The organism is Vibrio splendidus 12E03 (assembly GCF_000272105.2).
GTDB classification, from domain to species: Bacteria; Pseudomonadota; Gammaproteobacteria; order Enterobacterales; family Vibrionaceae; genus Vibrio; species Vibrio splendidus_I.
In genome coordinates, this window is the sequence record NZ_AJZD02000004.1 from 15041 (window position 1) to 29930 (window position 14890).

11 protein-coding genes are annotated in these 14890 nt (G+C 45.1%); 8 read left to right on the forward strand and 3 right to left on the reverse strand.

The features are described from left to right. Window positions 1-3: 3 nt before the first annotated feature. From A142_RS00675 to A142_RS00690, 4 genes are read left to right on the forward strand one after another with little or no spacing between them, the layout of a single operon-like run. Window positions 4-1203 (forward strand): beta-ketoacyl-[acyl-carrier-protein] synthase family protein, encoded by a 1200-nt coding sequence (locus tag A142_RS00675; RefSeq protein ID WP_019824151.1) that lies wholly within the window; start codon window positions 4-6, stop codon window positions 1201-1203. Next, a complete protein-coding gene (locus tag A142_RS00680; protein WP_019824152.1) occupies window positions 1196-1660 on the forward strand; it encodes a hotdog family protein in 465 nt (154 codons plus the stop codon). The genes A142_RS00675 and A142_RS00680 overlap by 8 nt, the downstream gene beginning before the upstream one ends. Further along, window positions 1657-2382, forward strand: a complete 726-nt coding sequence (locus A142_RS00685; protein ID WP_019824153.1) for a 3-ketoacyl-ACP reductase FabG2 — start codon at window positions 1657-1659, stop codon at window positions 2380-2382. The genes A142_RS00680 and A142_RS00685 overlap by 4 nt, the downstream gene beginning before the upstream one ends. Beyond that, window positions 2379-3602 (forward strand): beta-ketoacyl-ACP synthase, encoded by a 1224-nt coding sequence (locus A142_RS00690; RefSeq protein ID WP_019824155.1) that lies wholly within the window; start codon window positions 2379-2381, stop codon window positions 3600-3602. The genes A142_RS00685 and A142_RS00690 overlap by 4 nt, the downstream gene beginning before the upstream one ends. A gap of 86 nt (window positions 3603-3688) precedes the next feature. On the opposite strand, the gene gltX is transcribed toward A142_RS00690, so the two are convergent. Continuing rightward, on the reverse strand, window positions 3689-5116 hold the full coding sequence (gltX, locus tag A142_RS00695) for a glutamate--tRNA ligase (protein ID WP_019824156.1): 1428 nt from the start codon (window positions 5114-5116) through the stop codon (window positions 3689-3691). Window positions 5117-5417: 301 nt separating this feature from the next. On the opposite strand from gltX, the gene A142_RS00700 reads away from it, so the two are divergent. Both A142_RS00700 and A142_RS00705 read left to right on the forward strand, forming a co-directional pair. Continuing rightward, a complete protein-coding gene (locus A142_RS00700; RefSeq protein WP_019824157.1) occupies window positions 5418-8231 on the forward strand; it encodes a heavy metal translocating P-type ATPase in 2814 nt (937 codons plus the stop codon). Then, on the forward strand, window positions 8221-8661 hold the full coding sequence (locus A142_RS00705) for a DUF411 domain-containing protein (protein WP_029405567.1): 441 nt from the start codon (window positions 8221-8223) through the stop codon (window positions 8659-8661). Before A142_RS00700 ends, A142_RS00705 begins: the two co-directional genes overlap by 11 nt. 248 nt (window positions 8662-8909) lie before the next feature. Here A142_RS00705 and A142_RS00710 read toward each other — a convergent pair whose 3' ends face one another. Together A142_RS00710 and A142_RS00715 are read right to left on the reverse strand one after the other, a co-directional pair. Continuing rightward, a complete protein-coding gene (locus tag A142_RS00710) occupies window positions 8910-9566 on the reverse strand; it encodes an oligogalacturonate-specific porin KdgM family protein (RefSeq protein WP_019824160.1) in 657 nt (218 codons plus the stop codon). Window positions 9567-10099: 533 nt separating this feature from the next. Continuing rightward, window positions 10100-12751: a beta-N-acetylhexosaminidase gene (locus A142_RS00715; RefSeq protein ID WP_019824161.1), complete on the reverse strand. Its 2652-nt coding sequence runs from the start codon at window positions 12749-12751 to the stop codon at window positions 10100-10102. 405 nt (window positions 12752-13156) lie between these two features. Here A142_RS00715 and A142_RS00720 point away from each other — a divergent pair, with 405 nt between their 5' ends. Both A142_RS00720 and A142_RS00725 read left to right on the forward strand, forming a co-directional pair. Continuing rightward, window positions 13157-14044, forward strand: a complete 888-nt coding sequence (locus A142_RS00720; protein ID WP_019824162.1) for a TraB/GumN family protein — start codon at window positions 13157-13159, stop codon at window positions 14042-14044. A gap of 122 nt (window positions 14045-14166) precedes the next feature. Continuing rightward, a complete protein-coding gene (locus tag A142_RS00725) occupies window positions 14167-14589 on the forward strand; it encodes a hypothetical protein (RefSeq protein ID WP_019824163.1) in 423 nt (140 codons plus the stop codon). The last annotated feature ends 301 nt before the right edge of the window (window positions 14590-14890 follow it).

Sequence of the window (14890 nt, forward strand, 5' to 3'; positions counted from 1 at the left end):
ACTATGCCTATTTATATCCAAGACTGTGGTTTCCACTCAGCGTTAGGCTCAAGTCTTTCAGACATTCATGGTTGTCTGAAAGACGAGCGTGAACCAAACATGGTTGAAGTGAGCGATATGCTGAACGACGGCAAACACACTGTCGTTGGAAAAATCGCAGGTGAGCTACCAGAGGTTCCATCCACCCTCGTGAAGTATGCCACTCGCAACAATCAGCTGGCGTTATCAGCTCTCAACCAAATCAAAGATTCTATTGAACTTGCCAAGGCACAGTTTGGCGCAGACCGTATTGCTGTTGTTATAGGCACCAGCACCTCTGGTATCTCCGATGGTGAAGCGGCTTTCAAACATCAATTGGCACACGGTGAATTTCCTGAGCATTACCACTACTCGAAACAAGAGTTAGGCAATACCTCTGAATTCGTTAGCCAGTATTTATCATTAACCGGACCAAGCTACGCGATCTCAACCGCCTGCTCATCGAGTGGTCGTGTGTTTCTCACTGCGCAACGTTTGCTAGATTCAGGCATGGCTGATGCTGTGTTAGTCGGTGGTGTAGACACCTTATGTAAACTGACACTCAACGGTTTTCATGGCCTAGAAGCACTATCAACGACACATTGTAAGCCGTTTAGCGCCTCTCGTGATGGTATCAATATCGGCGAAGCGGCGGCATTTATGTTGCTCAGCAGAACAAAACTAGTCGGTGTTAATGCAGCACAAGACACGTCAAACATTGCCTTATTAGGCTGTGGTGATAGCTCTGATGCACACCATATTTCAGCGCCCCACCCTGAAGGAAATGGCGCCGAGCAAGCGATGAGAAAAGCTTTATATTCTGCACAGTTACAAGCAGAAGACATCGGATACATCAATGCCCATGGCACCGCAACGCCCCTCAACGATTCAATGGAAAGCAAAGCCATCCATCGTATTTTTGCAAACAAGGTTCCCGTTAGCTCAACCAAGCCGCTTACCGGGCATACTCTAGGAGCTGCAAGTGCGATTGAGGCGGCAATTGCATGGCATATTTTAAAATATGACTTACCGCTCCCCTTACAAAAATGTCAGGATAAAGCTGAAGATATTGAGATTGATTTGGTAAACTGTACCCAGAAACTTAAAGTAAAGAACATCTTAAGCAACTCGTTTGCTTTTGGTGGTAACAACATTAGCCTGATTTTTGGTGTAGTAAATGACTGATATCCCTTCTGTAGACCAACTCCTCCCTCACGATGATCCGATGATATTAATCGATCGTGCTATCAACGTAGAGGCGTTGTCGATCCACTGCCAGGTCGATATTGGTGACCATAATCTGTTCCTTGACGCCGAATCTCAAACGGTACCCGCTTATGTAGGTATCGAGTTTATGGCGCAGTCTGTTGCTGCTTGGTCTGGATACCACGCACTGAAAAACGGCACCACTCCCCCGATCGGTTTCTTACTCGGTTCTCGCCGTTACAAGTCACTGTGTGATGAATTTACTCAAGGTCAGACCCTTGATATCTACGCCGAACAGCTTATGGAAGACAGCGGTATGGCCGTGTTTAGCGCAAGAGTCGAAGACCAAGGCGAGTTGGTGGCTCAATGCCAACTCAACGTTTACGTGCCGACCGAACAAAAATTACAAGAAATGAAAACTAGGAGCCCATCATGACCCGTCAGGTTTTAGTCACTGGTGCCAGCAAAGGCATTGGTAAAGCGATCGCTATTCAACTCGCGAAAGACGGATTTGAAATCGCCGTTCATTACATGGGTGACAAACAGGGTGCTGAAGAGACTCTACAATCGATCACCGAGCAAGGTGGCGCTGGACGTCTTATCCAATTTGATATCAGCAACCGCAGCGAATGTCGTGAAAAGCTAGAGTCAGATATTGCTGAACATGGCGCTTACTACGGTGTGGTAAACAACGCAGGCATTACTCGCGACACTGCATTCCCTGCCATGACGGAAGAAGAGTGGGATGGCGTGATCCACACCAACCTAGACAGCTTCTACAACGTACTTCACCCTTGTGTTATGCCTATGGTTCAAAAGCGTAAAGGTGGCCGTATCGTCACTCTAGCGTCTGTATCAGGCATTATGGGTAACCGTGGGCAAACTAACTATGCAGCGGCAAAAGCGGGGGTGATTGGCGCAACTAAGTCTCTTGCTCTAGAGCTCGCAAAACGCAAGATCACGGTAAACTGTGTCGCTCCGGGCTTAATTGACACAGGTATGGTTGACGAGCACGTGAAAGATCATGCACTTCCTCAAGTACCACTGCGCCGTATGGGTGAGCCGGAAGAAGTGGCTGGTCTAGTCAGCTACCTAATGTCTGATATTGCAGGCTACGTAACTCGCCAAGTGATTTCAGTAAATGGAGGTTTAGTATGACCCGCCGCGTTGTTGTAACTGGCATGTCTGGTGTTACTGCTTTTGGTAACGACTGGCAACAGATAGAGCCTAAGCTAAAGGCCTGTGAAAATGCGACTCAATATATGCCAAGCTTCGAGCAATATGACGGTCTCAACACTAAGCTTGCAGCGCCTATTGATGACTTCCAACTGCCTAAACACTACAAGCGTAAGCAAGTGCGTGGCATGGGCCGTGTATCACGCCTAGCAACGGTTGCTACTGAGAATGCATTGGAGCAAGCCGGCTTAATTGGTCACGATGTGTTGACCAATGGTGAAACGGGTATCGCTTACGGCTCTTCAACCGGCAGTACTGATGCGGTTGGTGCGTTTGGTGTGATGCTGAATGAGAAGTCGACACGAGCAATCACAGCAACCACTTACGTTCAAATGATGCCGCACACAGCAGCGGTAAACGTAGGTCTATTCTTTGGTCTACGTGGTCGCGTGATTCCCACCAGCAGCGCATGTACTTCAGGAAGCCAAGCCATTGGCTACGCCTATGAAGCAATTAAGCACGGCTACCAAACCGTGATGGTTGCCGGTGGTGGTGAAGAACTATGCCCAACTGAGTCTGCCGTTTTCGATACCCTTTTTGCTACCAGTTTAAAAAACGACACACCCAAGAAATCCCCTAGTCCTTACGACAACGAGCGTGATGGCTTAGTTATCGGTGAAGGCGCAGGTACACTTGTTCTTGAAGAGTATGAACATGCTGTTGCTCGTGGCGCAAAAATCTACGCTGAGATCATCGGTTTTGCCAGCAACTGCGATGCCGCTCATGTGACCCAACCTCAGATGGAAACCATGCAAATCTGTATGGAAAAAGCTCTGAAAGATGCGCAACTTCCGGCAGAAAAAATCGGCTATGTTTCTGCACACGGAACCGCGACTGAAAAAGGCGACATTGCAGAGAGTAACGCGACAGCGAATATCTTTGGTGAAGTGCCAATCAGCTCTCTTAAGAGTTACTTTGGGCATACGCTTGGCGCGTGTGGTGCAATTGAAGCGTGGCTCAGCCTTGAGATGATGCACAGCGGCTGGTTCAGCCCAACCCTAAACCTTGAGAATATCGACGAACAGTGCGGCAAGCTCGATTACATCACAGGTTCAGGTCGCGAATTGGATGTTGAATATCTGATGAGCAACAACTTTGCCTTTGGCGGTATTAACACTTCAATCATCTTCAAAAAGATTTAAGCTTATTCCCTAGACAAAGCTCAAAACAAATAAAAAGGGTCAGTAACCAAGTTACTGACCCTTTTTTGAATCTAACAACTGCTCAGTTAAGCGTTAGCTTCACGCTCTGCAATGAACTCAAGAGCCATCTTGATGCGAGCGATTACGCGCTCTTTACCAACAAGCTCCATCACTGCATCAACAGAAGGAGACTGACCGCCACCTGTTACTGCTACGCGAAGTGGCATACCGATTTTACCCATGCCGATCTCTAACTCTTCACATACTGCTGCAATCACACCATCTTTGATGTTTGCTGTCGTGAACTCTTCAAGAGCTTCAACCTTAGCAAGCGCAAGCTCTAGTGGACCTTTAGCTACACCACGTAGGTGCTTCTTCGCTGCGCCCGCTTCAAACTCAGAGAAATCTTCGTAGAAGTAACGAGACTGCTCAGCAAGTTCGATAAGCGTGTTACAACGCTCGCCAACTAGCTTGATCACTTCAGTGATTGCAGGGCCGTTTGTTGTATCGATCTTCTGTGCGTCTAGGTGCCATTGCAGGTATTTTGCCACGTACTCAGGCTCAGAAGTTTTGATGTAGTGGTTGTTCAACCAAAGTAGCTTGTCAGTGTTGAATGCAGAAGCAGACTTGCTGATTGCTTTAAGGCTAAAGAACTCAATCATCTCTTCTTGAGAGAAGATCTCTTGGTCACCGTGAGACCAGCCTAAACGAACTAAGTAGTTGTTTAGTGCGTTTGGTAGGTAACCTTCATCGCGGTATTGCATTACAGAAACAGCACCGTGACGCTTAGAAAGTTTCGCACCGTCATCACCAAGAATCATTGCACAGTGAGCGAAAGTCGGAACTGGCGCGCCTAGTGCTTCGTAGATGTTGATTTGACGAGGTGTGTTGTTGATGTGGTCTTCACCACGAACAACGTGTGTAATACCCATATCCCAGTCATCCACTACCACTACGAAGTTGTAAGTTGGTGCGCCGTCTGTACGACGAATGATTAGGTCATCAAGTTGGCTGTTAGCGATTTCAATGCGACCACGGATTTGATCATCAAAGACCACGCTGCCTTCTTTAGGGTTACGGAAACGGATAACGCACGCATCACCTTCTTTTGCTGCTTCGTTTGCTGCAACAATTTTAGGGTGGTTAGCATCGTAGCGAGCCATTTCTTTGTTTTCTTCTTGCTCTGCACGAATTTCATCAAGCAGTTCTTTAGACGCATAGCATTTGAATGCTTTGTCTTCAGCAAGTAGCTTATCAACCATTTCGTTGTAACGGTCAAAACGCTTAGATTGGTAATAAGGACCTTCATCCCATTCCATACCCATCCATTGCATGCCTTCTAGAATTGCATCAACCGCTTCTTGAGAGTTACGCTCAAGGTCCGTGTCTTCGATACGTAGAACGAATTCACCGCCTTGGTTTTTAGCGAATAGCCAAGAGTAAAGTGCAGTACGTGCACCACCAACGTGAAGATAGCCAGTTGGGCTAGGAGCAAAACGAGTTTTAACCGTCATTTAAATACCTTGATTATGTAGGTGATTCTTTTAGTGCTCGCCATTACAAAGCCTGTAACGGACAAATATCACTAAATTTTGGGCGCTATTTTATCACCACCGCTTAAATCTACAATCAGTAGTGAATGATTAATGTGCTGTTGTTGCGCGAAAGCGATTATAGAAAGCCGAATTCCGCCTTCGAAATAGCAAATCTATTGCCTTAGCCAGTAGATTATAGCTGCGGATCCTTTATTCCCTTTTCCCATTCCCAAATTGGATCCACCAGCTAACGCACCACTAAGATCAAATTCTTGAATTTATGTTTGACCTTACCCTTACGGGAAGGTTTATGTTAGGCGTAGATGAGAATTGGAGTATCGATATGAACCACTACACAACCGCACTCAACGGCCTAAATTGCATGGGTTGTGCGAAGAAAGTCCGCACACTGTTTTCTGATCTCGACAATACGACGATTAATGATATATCGCCGACCTATATCGATATTTCGACACCATCGAATTACGTTCAACTCAACGAACAGTTAGCGACACTTGGCTATAGCATGGGTAACAAGCTGCACCTTTCGCTATCCGGCCTCAGCTGCGGCAAGTGTGTGAACAAACTGACTCAAGCGCTTGAACAAACCGAGCAAGTCTCAAATCTAAACGTCACCAAACATGAATTGTCGTTGGTTACTCTGCTTGCAGAATCCGAGGTTATTGAGCTAGTCGAGAGTGTGGGTTATCACGCAGCTCCCTACTCTGAAGCCAATAACCTTTTATCTAGTTCAGATTCAGAAAACGAACAAACAGATAAAAAGATTGAAGATACTGAAGATAAAACCACGGCTAGCCAATATACCTATCACCTTGTTCTTGAAGGTATGACGTGTGCGAGTTGTGTTTCTTCGGTAGAGAAAGCGCTGAAAAAGAATGAATTCGTCGACCAAGCGCAGATCAACCTAGCTGAACAGACAGCCTTGGTTTTCACCTCTCAAACAAGAGACATCATTGAAAACGCTCTAATAGAATCGGTGAAAGCCGCTGGTTATGGCGCTGAGTTTGTCGACGATGCGGCGACTCAACAGCAAAAACAACAAGAACAGCAACTTCGTACTCAACAAGCCTTCCTTAGAAACTCAGTAAGTGCGCTGGTGATCGGTGCTCCGCTGATGGCATGGGGCGTGTTCGGTGGCAGCATGACCATTGCCACATTTAACGATCAACTGGCTTGGGGCTTGGTTGGTGTCGTTTGTTTGATACTGCTTGCAACCTCAGGTCGTAGCTTCTTCACTAATGCTTGGCAGTCGCTTATGCATAAGCGTGCGACCATGGATACCTTAGTCGCTCTAGGTACAGGTGCGGCATGGTTCTATTCTATGCTGGTTGTCTTGATTCCATCATGGTTCCCAGAACCATCGCGCCATGTCTACTTTGAAGCAAGCGCAATGATCGTTGGCTTAATTTCTTTGGGTCACTACATCGAAGCCAAAGCCAAAGCACGTACTACAAAATCGCTGCAAGCACTGATTAATTTACAGCCTCAAAAAGCGGTCGTTATCGTCGATGGCAAAGAACAAACCATCGCAGTAGAAGCCATTCAGGTAGGCATGCAAGTACGAGTAAAACCCGGAGAAAAAGTGCCGGTTGATGGTGTCGTAGTCTCAGGTGAATCTTATATCGATGAGTCGATGTTGACCGGTGAACCACTTCCCAACGTTAAATCAACTAATGATGGCGTTTCTGCGGGCACTATTAATGGTGATGGTAGTTTAATTATTGAAGCGACTGGGATTGGATCAAGCACCATGCTGGCTAGAATCATTCAAATGGTTCGCCAAGCTCAAAGCAGTAAACCAGCAATCGCCAAGCTTGCCGACTCTATCTCAGCCGTTTTTGTTCCGGCTGTGGTCGCAATCGCAGCGGTTGCCGCCCTAATTTGGTTTTTTGTAGGTCCACAACCAAGCGCCAGTTACATGTTAGTGGTATCAACCACAGTGCTGATCATCGCTTGTCCATGTGCATTAGGCCTAGCAACACCGCTTTCGATTACTGTTGGCGTCGGTAAAGCGGCTGAGTTTGGCGTTCTTATTAAAGATGCGGATGTATTGCAGTCTGCCAGCAAGATCGATGCTGTTGTGTTTGACAAAACAGGGACATTGACCCAAGGCAAACCAACCGTTCAACAGGCCTTTTACGCTAATCTAACGGAGCAAGAGTTACTGGCTTATGCTTATTCAGTAGAAGTAGGATCTGAGCACCCACTTGCCAAAGCCGTTTGCCAATATGCAGAGAGCTTGGAAGTTTCAGTACTCCCACACAGCGAATTTGAAAACCAACGCGGGCTTGGGGTTCAAGCAACAATTAACGGCAAGAACGTGCAAGTTGGCTCGCTTAAGTACCTCACCCAATTAGGTATCAATACAGAGATTGGCGCGGATTTCATCGAGCTTTGCCGCTCGCAAGCGTGGACGCCTATTTTCATTGTGATTGACCAAAAACTGGAAGGCATATTGGGCATTTCAGACGCGTTAAAAATAGATAGCAAACAGGCGATAGCTCAACTAAAATCCGCCGGAATTCACACTGTGCTATTAACGGGCGACAACGACTCTGTGGCTCAAGCAATAGGTAAAAGCGTCGGTATCGACGAGGTTATCTCGGAAGTGCTTCCAGAGCAGAAAGCTCAACATATTGTTCAGCTTCAACAGCAATATAAGAGTGTTGCCATGGTCGGAGACGGTATTAACGACGCACCCGCTCTTGCTCAAGCGGATATAGGAATCGCAATGGGTAGTGGCAGTGATGTCGCGATTGAAAGTGCGCAAATGACGCTACTCAACTCATCGCCATTATCAGTAAGCAACGCGATCGAGCTATCTCAAGCGACCGTGAGAAATATGAAGCAAAACCTATTTGGTGCCTTCATCTACAACTCGCTTGGTATTCCTATCGCGGCCGGTGTGCTTTACCCATTTTTCGGATTTCTGCTTAGCCCTGTCGTTGCAGGGGCAGCGATGGCGATGTCGTCAATTACGGTAGTAAGCAATGCCAACAGGCTGAGATTGTTCAAACTAACTCATTCTAATATTAATAAAAACCATATTCATGAGGTTAACCATGATTCGTAAAATTATGACTCTTACTGCACTCGCTGCAATCTCAGGACAAGCTTTAGCTACTGATGTTCTAAACCACAAATCTCCATACTGCGGCTGCTGCACAGAATGGACTGAACATATGCGAGATGCTGGGTTCGATGTTACTGAGAAGCTCCACGATGATATGAACCCAATCAAGCAGAAACTAGGGGTAACACAAGAGCTAGCCTCTTGCCACACTGCAGAGATCGACGGTTACGTATTTGAAGGACACATTCCAGCAGATGACATTCAAGCCTTTCTAGAAAACCCACCACGTAATGCGATTGGTTTAGCGGTTCCGGGTATGCCAATGGGTTCGCCAGGCATGGAGTATGGCGATAAGAAAGACGAGTATTCTGTGTATGCGTTTAACGAGAAAGGTCAGGTGTTTGAATACCGTCATTACAACGGAAAATAGAGCGTAAATAGACCTGCGAACAGCAATAAAAATAGAGCCTAGCATTAAGTAAACCCAAGACTGTGGTTTACTTGCTAGGCTCTTTGCTTTTGGACAGTAAAGCAAATCTTGTCGCAGCACCAACCGGGCTGTTAGTGCCGCTGTATTTTCGTCGCTAGTTAGCGAATACGCTATTTAACAAAAAGCTAATTAACGAAGAAGCTCACTTGGCCAATAATCTAATCGACTAAACAGCCAAGTGAATCAGCTTAGAAGCCGTAAGAAGCACCGAATACGAATGCGTTGTTAGCATTGTCAGCTTGGTTACGGTACTCAAAGTAAGGTTGAACACCTTGACGAGTCCATGTAGCACGAAGCTCGTGGTCCATTGTGTTATCAGCATCGCTGATTACGTATACGTTGTTGTAGCTAAGCGCTAGTTCAGCATTTACTGCGTAACCGATACGGTTGTCAAAACGAGTTTGGTCATCAGCTTTGCTGTCTTCCATTGCGTGGTAACGAGTACGGTTACTAATAGAGATACCGTTATCGAAGTTGTAGCCGATCTTAACCAATGGACGGTACTGAACCGTTTCACCGTTGTTTAGTAAGTGGTGGTAACCCGCAGCAACCCATAGGTTGTCATTGATGTTGTACATCTGCTCAACACCTAGAGTGATGTATGGAGAGTTACCTAGACCGCTGTCTTGGATTGCATCATTGTCGTACTTACCAAGAGAGATACCATCGAACTCTGTTAGTAGCGTTGTACCAGAGTCAAACGTGTGGCCCGCTTCTAGAGTTGACGTCGCGTTTGGTTGGAAATCAGAGTGAAATTGAACGTTACCTGTAACGTAAGAAGAACCAGCAAAAGCACTAGAAGCGAAAGCAAGAGAAAGAGCACTTAGAGCGATAATTTTTTTCATAGTAAACTGCCTTAGTTTGATTTTTTCAGCGGCATATCTTCGGTACATCATTCACCTTCAGCGCTTGAGTAGTTGGTCGCCTCCCTGGCATGAAATCTATGTTGCTCGAATTAATTTGCGTTTCAAAATAAAAAGAACAACAGAGTGATCCCTCTCACTATCAAAAAAAGACAAGTTATTTAACACATTAAAATCAACAACTTAAAAACATAAAAATTGATAAAAAACTCAAGATGGAGAAATATACAGATCGGGATCACATTATTTCACGAAGAAAAATTAGATTTAGATAATTGAATCACATCTGATTTAGAGTTTTTTACAGGGGACTTATTTTTTGAAGAGAATAATGAGAAGCGCGTCACTTTTGGGATTAAGGTCACCTTATGTGCATTGTTGATGATATGAACAAAGGCGATTTCTATATGTTTCAGTTTTGGATAAACACCTAATTCGCAGTAAACAAAAAGAGCTCCCGTTTTATCTTGAATAAGATAAAGGTCAGGAGCTCTTCTACTAATAGTGCTTATCGATTATTTAACTGAGGTCACTCGACTTACTTTCTCACCACTTTCTGAAATAGAGCGGATGTAAGTCTCACCAGAAACAGATGGACGTTGTTGCTCATCGTACGTTAGCCAGTTTTCGCCATCAGCAGAGTATTGCAGCTCTACACCTGGGAATTGAACGTTCATCGCTAGCTTACCGTCAACAACCTTCGCACCTGGAACTGGTAGTCGGTAATCAATACCCGCTTTTTCTAGCTTAGCTAGCTCACGTTGACCAAGAATATTCGCGAAGCGATTAAAGTCGCTGTTCAACGCTTGCTTGTTCACTAGGTTAGTTTCTTGAGAGTATTCAACACCAACCTTGTAGTCGTTTTCCCAATCTGCTCGGTGCCATGCGCGTTCTGCTGCTGCTAGTACGCGAGGGAACACCATGTATTCATATTGCTCGTCAGTACGTACTGTTTCAGACCAAAGCTGCGCAGATAAACCGTAGAAAGGTTTCGCTTCAATCTCACCTTTACCTGAGAAACCATTACCATCACGGTCTAATGATGTTTCTGCGTTTTGTGGCATGTTTTCTGGTGCGAAGCCAAACATCTTACGAGTATCGGTTGCACGTGTTGCCCAGTAGTAACCGCGCTCAGCTGCATCAACTTCGTATGGCATATCCATGTATACGTAGTCTGGGTTAGAGACAATCACGTCATACCCTTTCGCTGACCAATCGTATACAGATGAAGTGCCGCCCCAGTAAAGAACGTCCCAGAAGTTCACGCGAGTGCTTTCGGTTGCAAATGCGTTCTCGCCTTCGCTGTATTTCAAGCCATCTTGCCATGCTTGGAAGTGAGGAATGCCTTTGTCAGCAACAATCTTAGATACTTGCTCTGCAAAGTGACTTGGCAGATGACCGAAGTCGCTTACAGTACCATCAGCGATCAATGACTGACATTGTGGTGATTGTTGGAACGGCTTATCTTGCTTAGACAAATCGATGTTGCCTTTCCAAGCCACTTTATCTTCTGCATTAATATCTTGTAAGCCTGCGCCTAACTTGATGTTTTTCGCTTCATCGCCGCCGAAGTGCCAAGTCGTTAGCGGTACGCCCGCTTCTTGGTGCATTGCCGCCACTTCAGAGATCACTTTATCGACGAAGTGAGTTGATGACTCCATACATGGGTTAATGAAGCTTTGCTTATCGTAGAACTGAACCGTGGTTACGTTCGATGTATCTTGTGGATCCATCAAGCGGTATTCGTTCGCTTCTGCTTCTTTGCCTTCCGCCATGAGACGCGTGTAACGCGCTTCCATTGATACCACAGCTGAACGAGCGTGTGCTGGCATATCAATTTCAGGGATAACTTCGATGCTGCGCGCTTTAGCGTAGCTTAGGATCTCGACGTAATCCGCTTTACTAAAGAAACCAGAGCCAAAGTTGTCTGTTGTTGGACCAGAACCTAGCTGAGGCAGTAAGCAGCTTTGTTCATCCAAATCAAAACAACGATTAGACCCTACATCCGTTAGCTCTGGTAAACCTGGAATTTCTAAACGCCAACCTTCATCATCCGTTAGGTGAAGGTGCAGTTTATTCATCTTGTATGCCGCCATTTGATCTAGCGTTGCTAGGATGGCATCTTTTGAGTGGAAGTTTCGAGCAACATCCACCATCACACCACGATAATCAAAGCGCGGCGCATCTTTAATTGACAGTTGTGGTAATGATTCAGCGTTCTGACTATCTATTAGGCCAAAAATAGACTGAACTGCGTAGAAAGCACCCGTTTTATCAAACGCTTTAATCGCAATCCCCTCTTCCGAGATGCTTAGTTCATAAGCGCCAGATTTTGCTAAATCACCCGTCAACTGAGTAGGAACAACGACAACACTTACAGGAAGGTCACCACTCACATCTACGTTTACCACATCTGCACGTTCTTCAATTGCAGCGAACTGATCAGCGTCGAATGCGTCTTTTGGTAAAGCAATACCACCAGTAATACTTACTGAACCTTCACCCGCTTCTACCGACATTGGCGTTGGCAATAGCGTTGTTGATACATCTTGAGTTGCTAGATCAGCATTCTTTTCAAAACGCGTCACCGCTGTCGCCATTACGTTATTATCATCAGGCGTACGCTTAAGGTTATTACCCTCAAGGCCGGTTACGAACGATGCAACATCTTCTGTATTCAATGATGCAATCATCTTAGGTTCTGCGTTTGGCGCCGTCACGAATGCACCTGGCATAAAGTCAGTTTCAAACAGTTGCCAGTATTCACTCGTTAAAGGAAGAACCACTTCTTCACCAGCCGCAAAGCCGTCAAATTTTTCAGTAGGTTCTAGCTTGTGAAGGTCACCAGTAACGCGAGTGATCTTAAATTGCTCATTATCAACATCTAAAATAAGGCGAATACTGTGGAAGTAGATGCTCCAATCTTTAGAGTCAATCGCTTCACCGTCATTGGTTAGCGTCATGTTCACTTTATTACATGACGCCCATTCAGCACCTAGGTCCTGACAAGCCAAGCCTTCATTCGCACCATGGTTAGTTAGAATTTCGTACTGAACACCAAGATTGTCAGCCAGTGCATTCACTACTTTTTGTTCTGGTGCTTGTGTCACAGCACAACCCGCCAAACCAGCCAGTACCGCTACAGATAGTAAGTTTCTCTTCAACATCGTATTCACCCATAAATTTAAAAATTGAGTAAGAAGCAAATTGGAGCGCTTCGAAAGTTAGCTAAACTATATGGGCTTATTTTTTACCGTGAATTAAATCAAGCTAATAAAGTGATCAGCTTCAAATCTCAAAATCAGCGATAAAATTAATTATATAAAAATCATTAAGTTAGAATTAACGGCACTTCCGTCAGTTTTATTTTGACGTAAAAATTGAGAATTGAATCACAATCTTTTTAAAGGATTTCATAAAATCGTGTCGTTGATAGAGAGAAAGGTTTAAGAGTTTGTTCGGGTTGTTATACTTTTCGTACAAACAACGTGACATCGTTCTCAAAAAAAACCGTTAAAAAACACCGTCAAAATCGATTTTAACGAGTTTAATACTTCCTAAAGGAGCTCCCTTTGCGCCCACTCTGGTACATGGTTTTATTCGTTCTCGCTTTTTCAGCTAGGCAAGCGGTCGCCGAGCCCCTTTATTGGCAAGCAGAAAAGGAGGATCTGACACTCACTATCTTAGGTTCTGTGCACGTTGGAGACGAGAGTATGTACCCCCTTCCTTCGGCGATCACCGACGCGCTAAAAAACAGTGATGGCTTAATTATCGAAACGGATATCAGAAAGTCTGATGGCGTTGTATATCCCCGCAACAAACTCACAACTGCCGATGTACTCAATGAACAACAGCTGCAATTATTAACCGACATCTCAAAATCATTGGGCATGCCGACGCAACAACTGCTTAGCTCACCGCCTTGGGCAACTTCTCTCTCCATACAAATGCAGCAGTTAAAAAACCTTGGTTATGGCTCCGCCAGCGGCGTTGATGCGACGCTAGCGAACAAAGCGACTACCCAAGATGTTCCGGTTATCAGTTTGGAGCCTCTGCAATTCCAAATAGACCTGATGACAAAACAAAAGGACGACGGTAAAGAGTGGTTAGTCAGTAGCCTTGAAGAATTTGACCAAACTGATCGCGTGGTTCATTGTCTGATTGAAAGCTGGAAAGCGGGTGATTTAGCGAAGCTGGAAGCCTTCTCAGAGCTATCAGAGATGTCTCCTGAACTTGAGAAAGCATTCTTAACCGATCGCAACATAGATTGGGTAAACAAACTATCCTCCAATGATTGGAAACTTAAGTCTAAAGGGAACTACTTGATCGTGGTTGGTACCTTGCACCTAATTGGAGAAGGTAACCTTATACAGTTATTAGAAAAGAAAGGCTTCAGTGTCATCCAGCAATCACAAAGTCAACCAGCCCAATGTCAATTCGAGGCTAGCCCAAAAAGCTAACGATGCTCAACCTCATTTAGTTTTCGTTATAAAAGCATTTCCTTAATAACAGAATCTTTACATTTAATAGCACCGTTGCGGTGCTATTATCTTTCGCTCTTTTTACCTATGGCGTTGTTCTAATGAAACCAGTACTTTTTGCTTTCCCTTTAGCCCTCACGATGCTGATGCCCTCAATAGCCTCAGCCAAAGAAACATGCACCATCGAACAGTTTCAGGCAATAGACATACAACCGGATACCAAAGGCGGTGTATTAGATAAAGAAAGCGGACAGTTTTTGATTACTGAGAAACCACCGATGCGCTGCGCCAATATTACGTTCACAACATCTACAACACGAAACCGTATCGCAAGCCAAATGAACAACAATTTTGAAGCAAACTTTTACGACAACCAAACGGGAAGCTCTCACTCGGTGACGTTTGATGAAGATGAAGTAAAGGCAGGTTACATTCGAATAGGCCCTAATAAGCGAGCGAAAGCGTATGTTTGTTTTGTTACCTCGGAAACACCGATAAAAGACATCACGTGTGATGTTAAGTAAATAATTTGGGGACTGGCTTATTGGGTCAATCCTTGTATCTAAACTTGGTGTTTAGAACAACAGAGATTCCCGACTCACTCCTTCGTCGCTCTATTGAGTGACACATATACCAGAACGCAAAAAGCCGTAGTCCCTTCTATTACAGAGAGTGCTACGACTTTTTTCAATGTGACGGTGAAGAGCTTATTTCGAACATCGGCGAGCCCCACCTAGGTTCTAATCCCATGTTCTGAAACGACGAAAGCCTGCTCAATGAGCAGGCTTTCTTAATGTGGTCGGTGAAGAGGGATTCGAACCCCCG

Coding starts and splice junctions, on each gene's coding strand:
- A142_RS00675 (WP_019824151.1), top strand. CDS start 4: ATGCCTATTTATATCCAAGACTGTGGTTTCCACTCAGCGTTAGGCTCA.
- A142_RS00680 (WP_019824152.1), top strand. CDS start 1,196: ATGACTGATATCCCTTCTGTAGACCAACTCCTCCCTCACGATGATCCG.
- A142_RS00685 (WP_019824153.1), top strand. CDS start 1,657: ATGACCCGTCAGGTTTTAGTCACTGGTGCCAGCAAAGGCATTGGTAAA.
- A142_RS00690 (WP_019824155.1), top strand. CDS start 2,379: ATGACCCGCCGCGTTGTTGTAACTGGCATGTCTGGTGTTACTGCTTTT.
- gltX (WP_019824156.1), bottom strand. CDS start 5,116: ATGACGGTTAAAACTCGTTTTGCTCCTAGCCCAACTGGCTATCTTCAC.
- A142_RS00700 (WP_019824157.1), top strand. CDS start 5,418: ATGTTTGACCTTACCCTTACGGGAAGGTTTATGTTAGGCGTAGATGAG.
- A142_RS00705 (WP_029405567.1), top strand. CDS start 8,221: ATGATTCGTAAAATTATGACTCTTACTGCACTCGCTGCAATCTCAGGA.
- A142_RS00710 (WP_019824160.1), bottom strand. CDS start 9,566: ATGAAAAAAATTATCGCTCTAAGTGCTCTTTCTCTTGCTTTCGCTTCT.
- A142_RS00715 (WP_019824161.1), bottom strand. CDS start 12,751: ATGTTGAAGAGAAACTTACTATCTGTAGCGGTACTGGCTGGTTTGGCG.
- A142_RS00725 (WP_019824163.1), top strand. CDS start 14,167: ATGAAACCAGTACTTTTTGCTTTCCCTTTAGCCCTCACGATGCTGATG.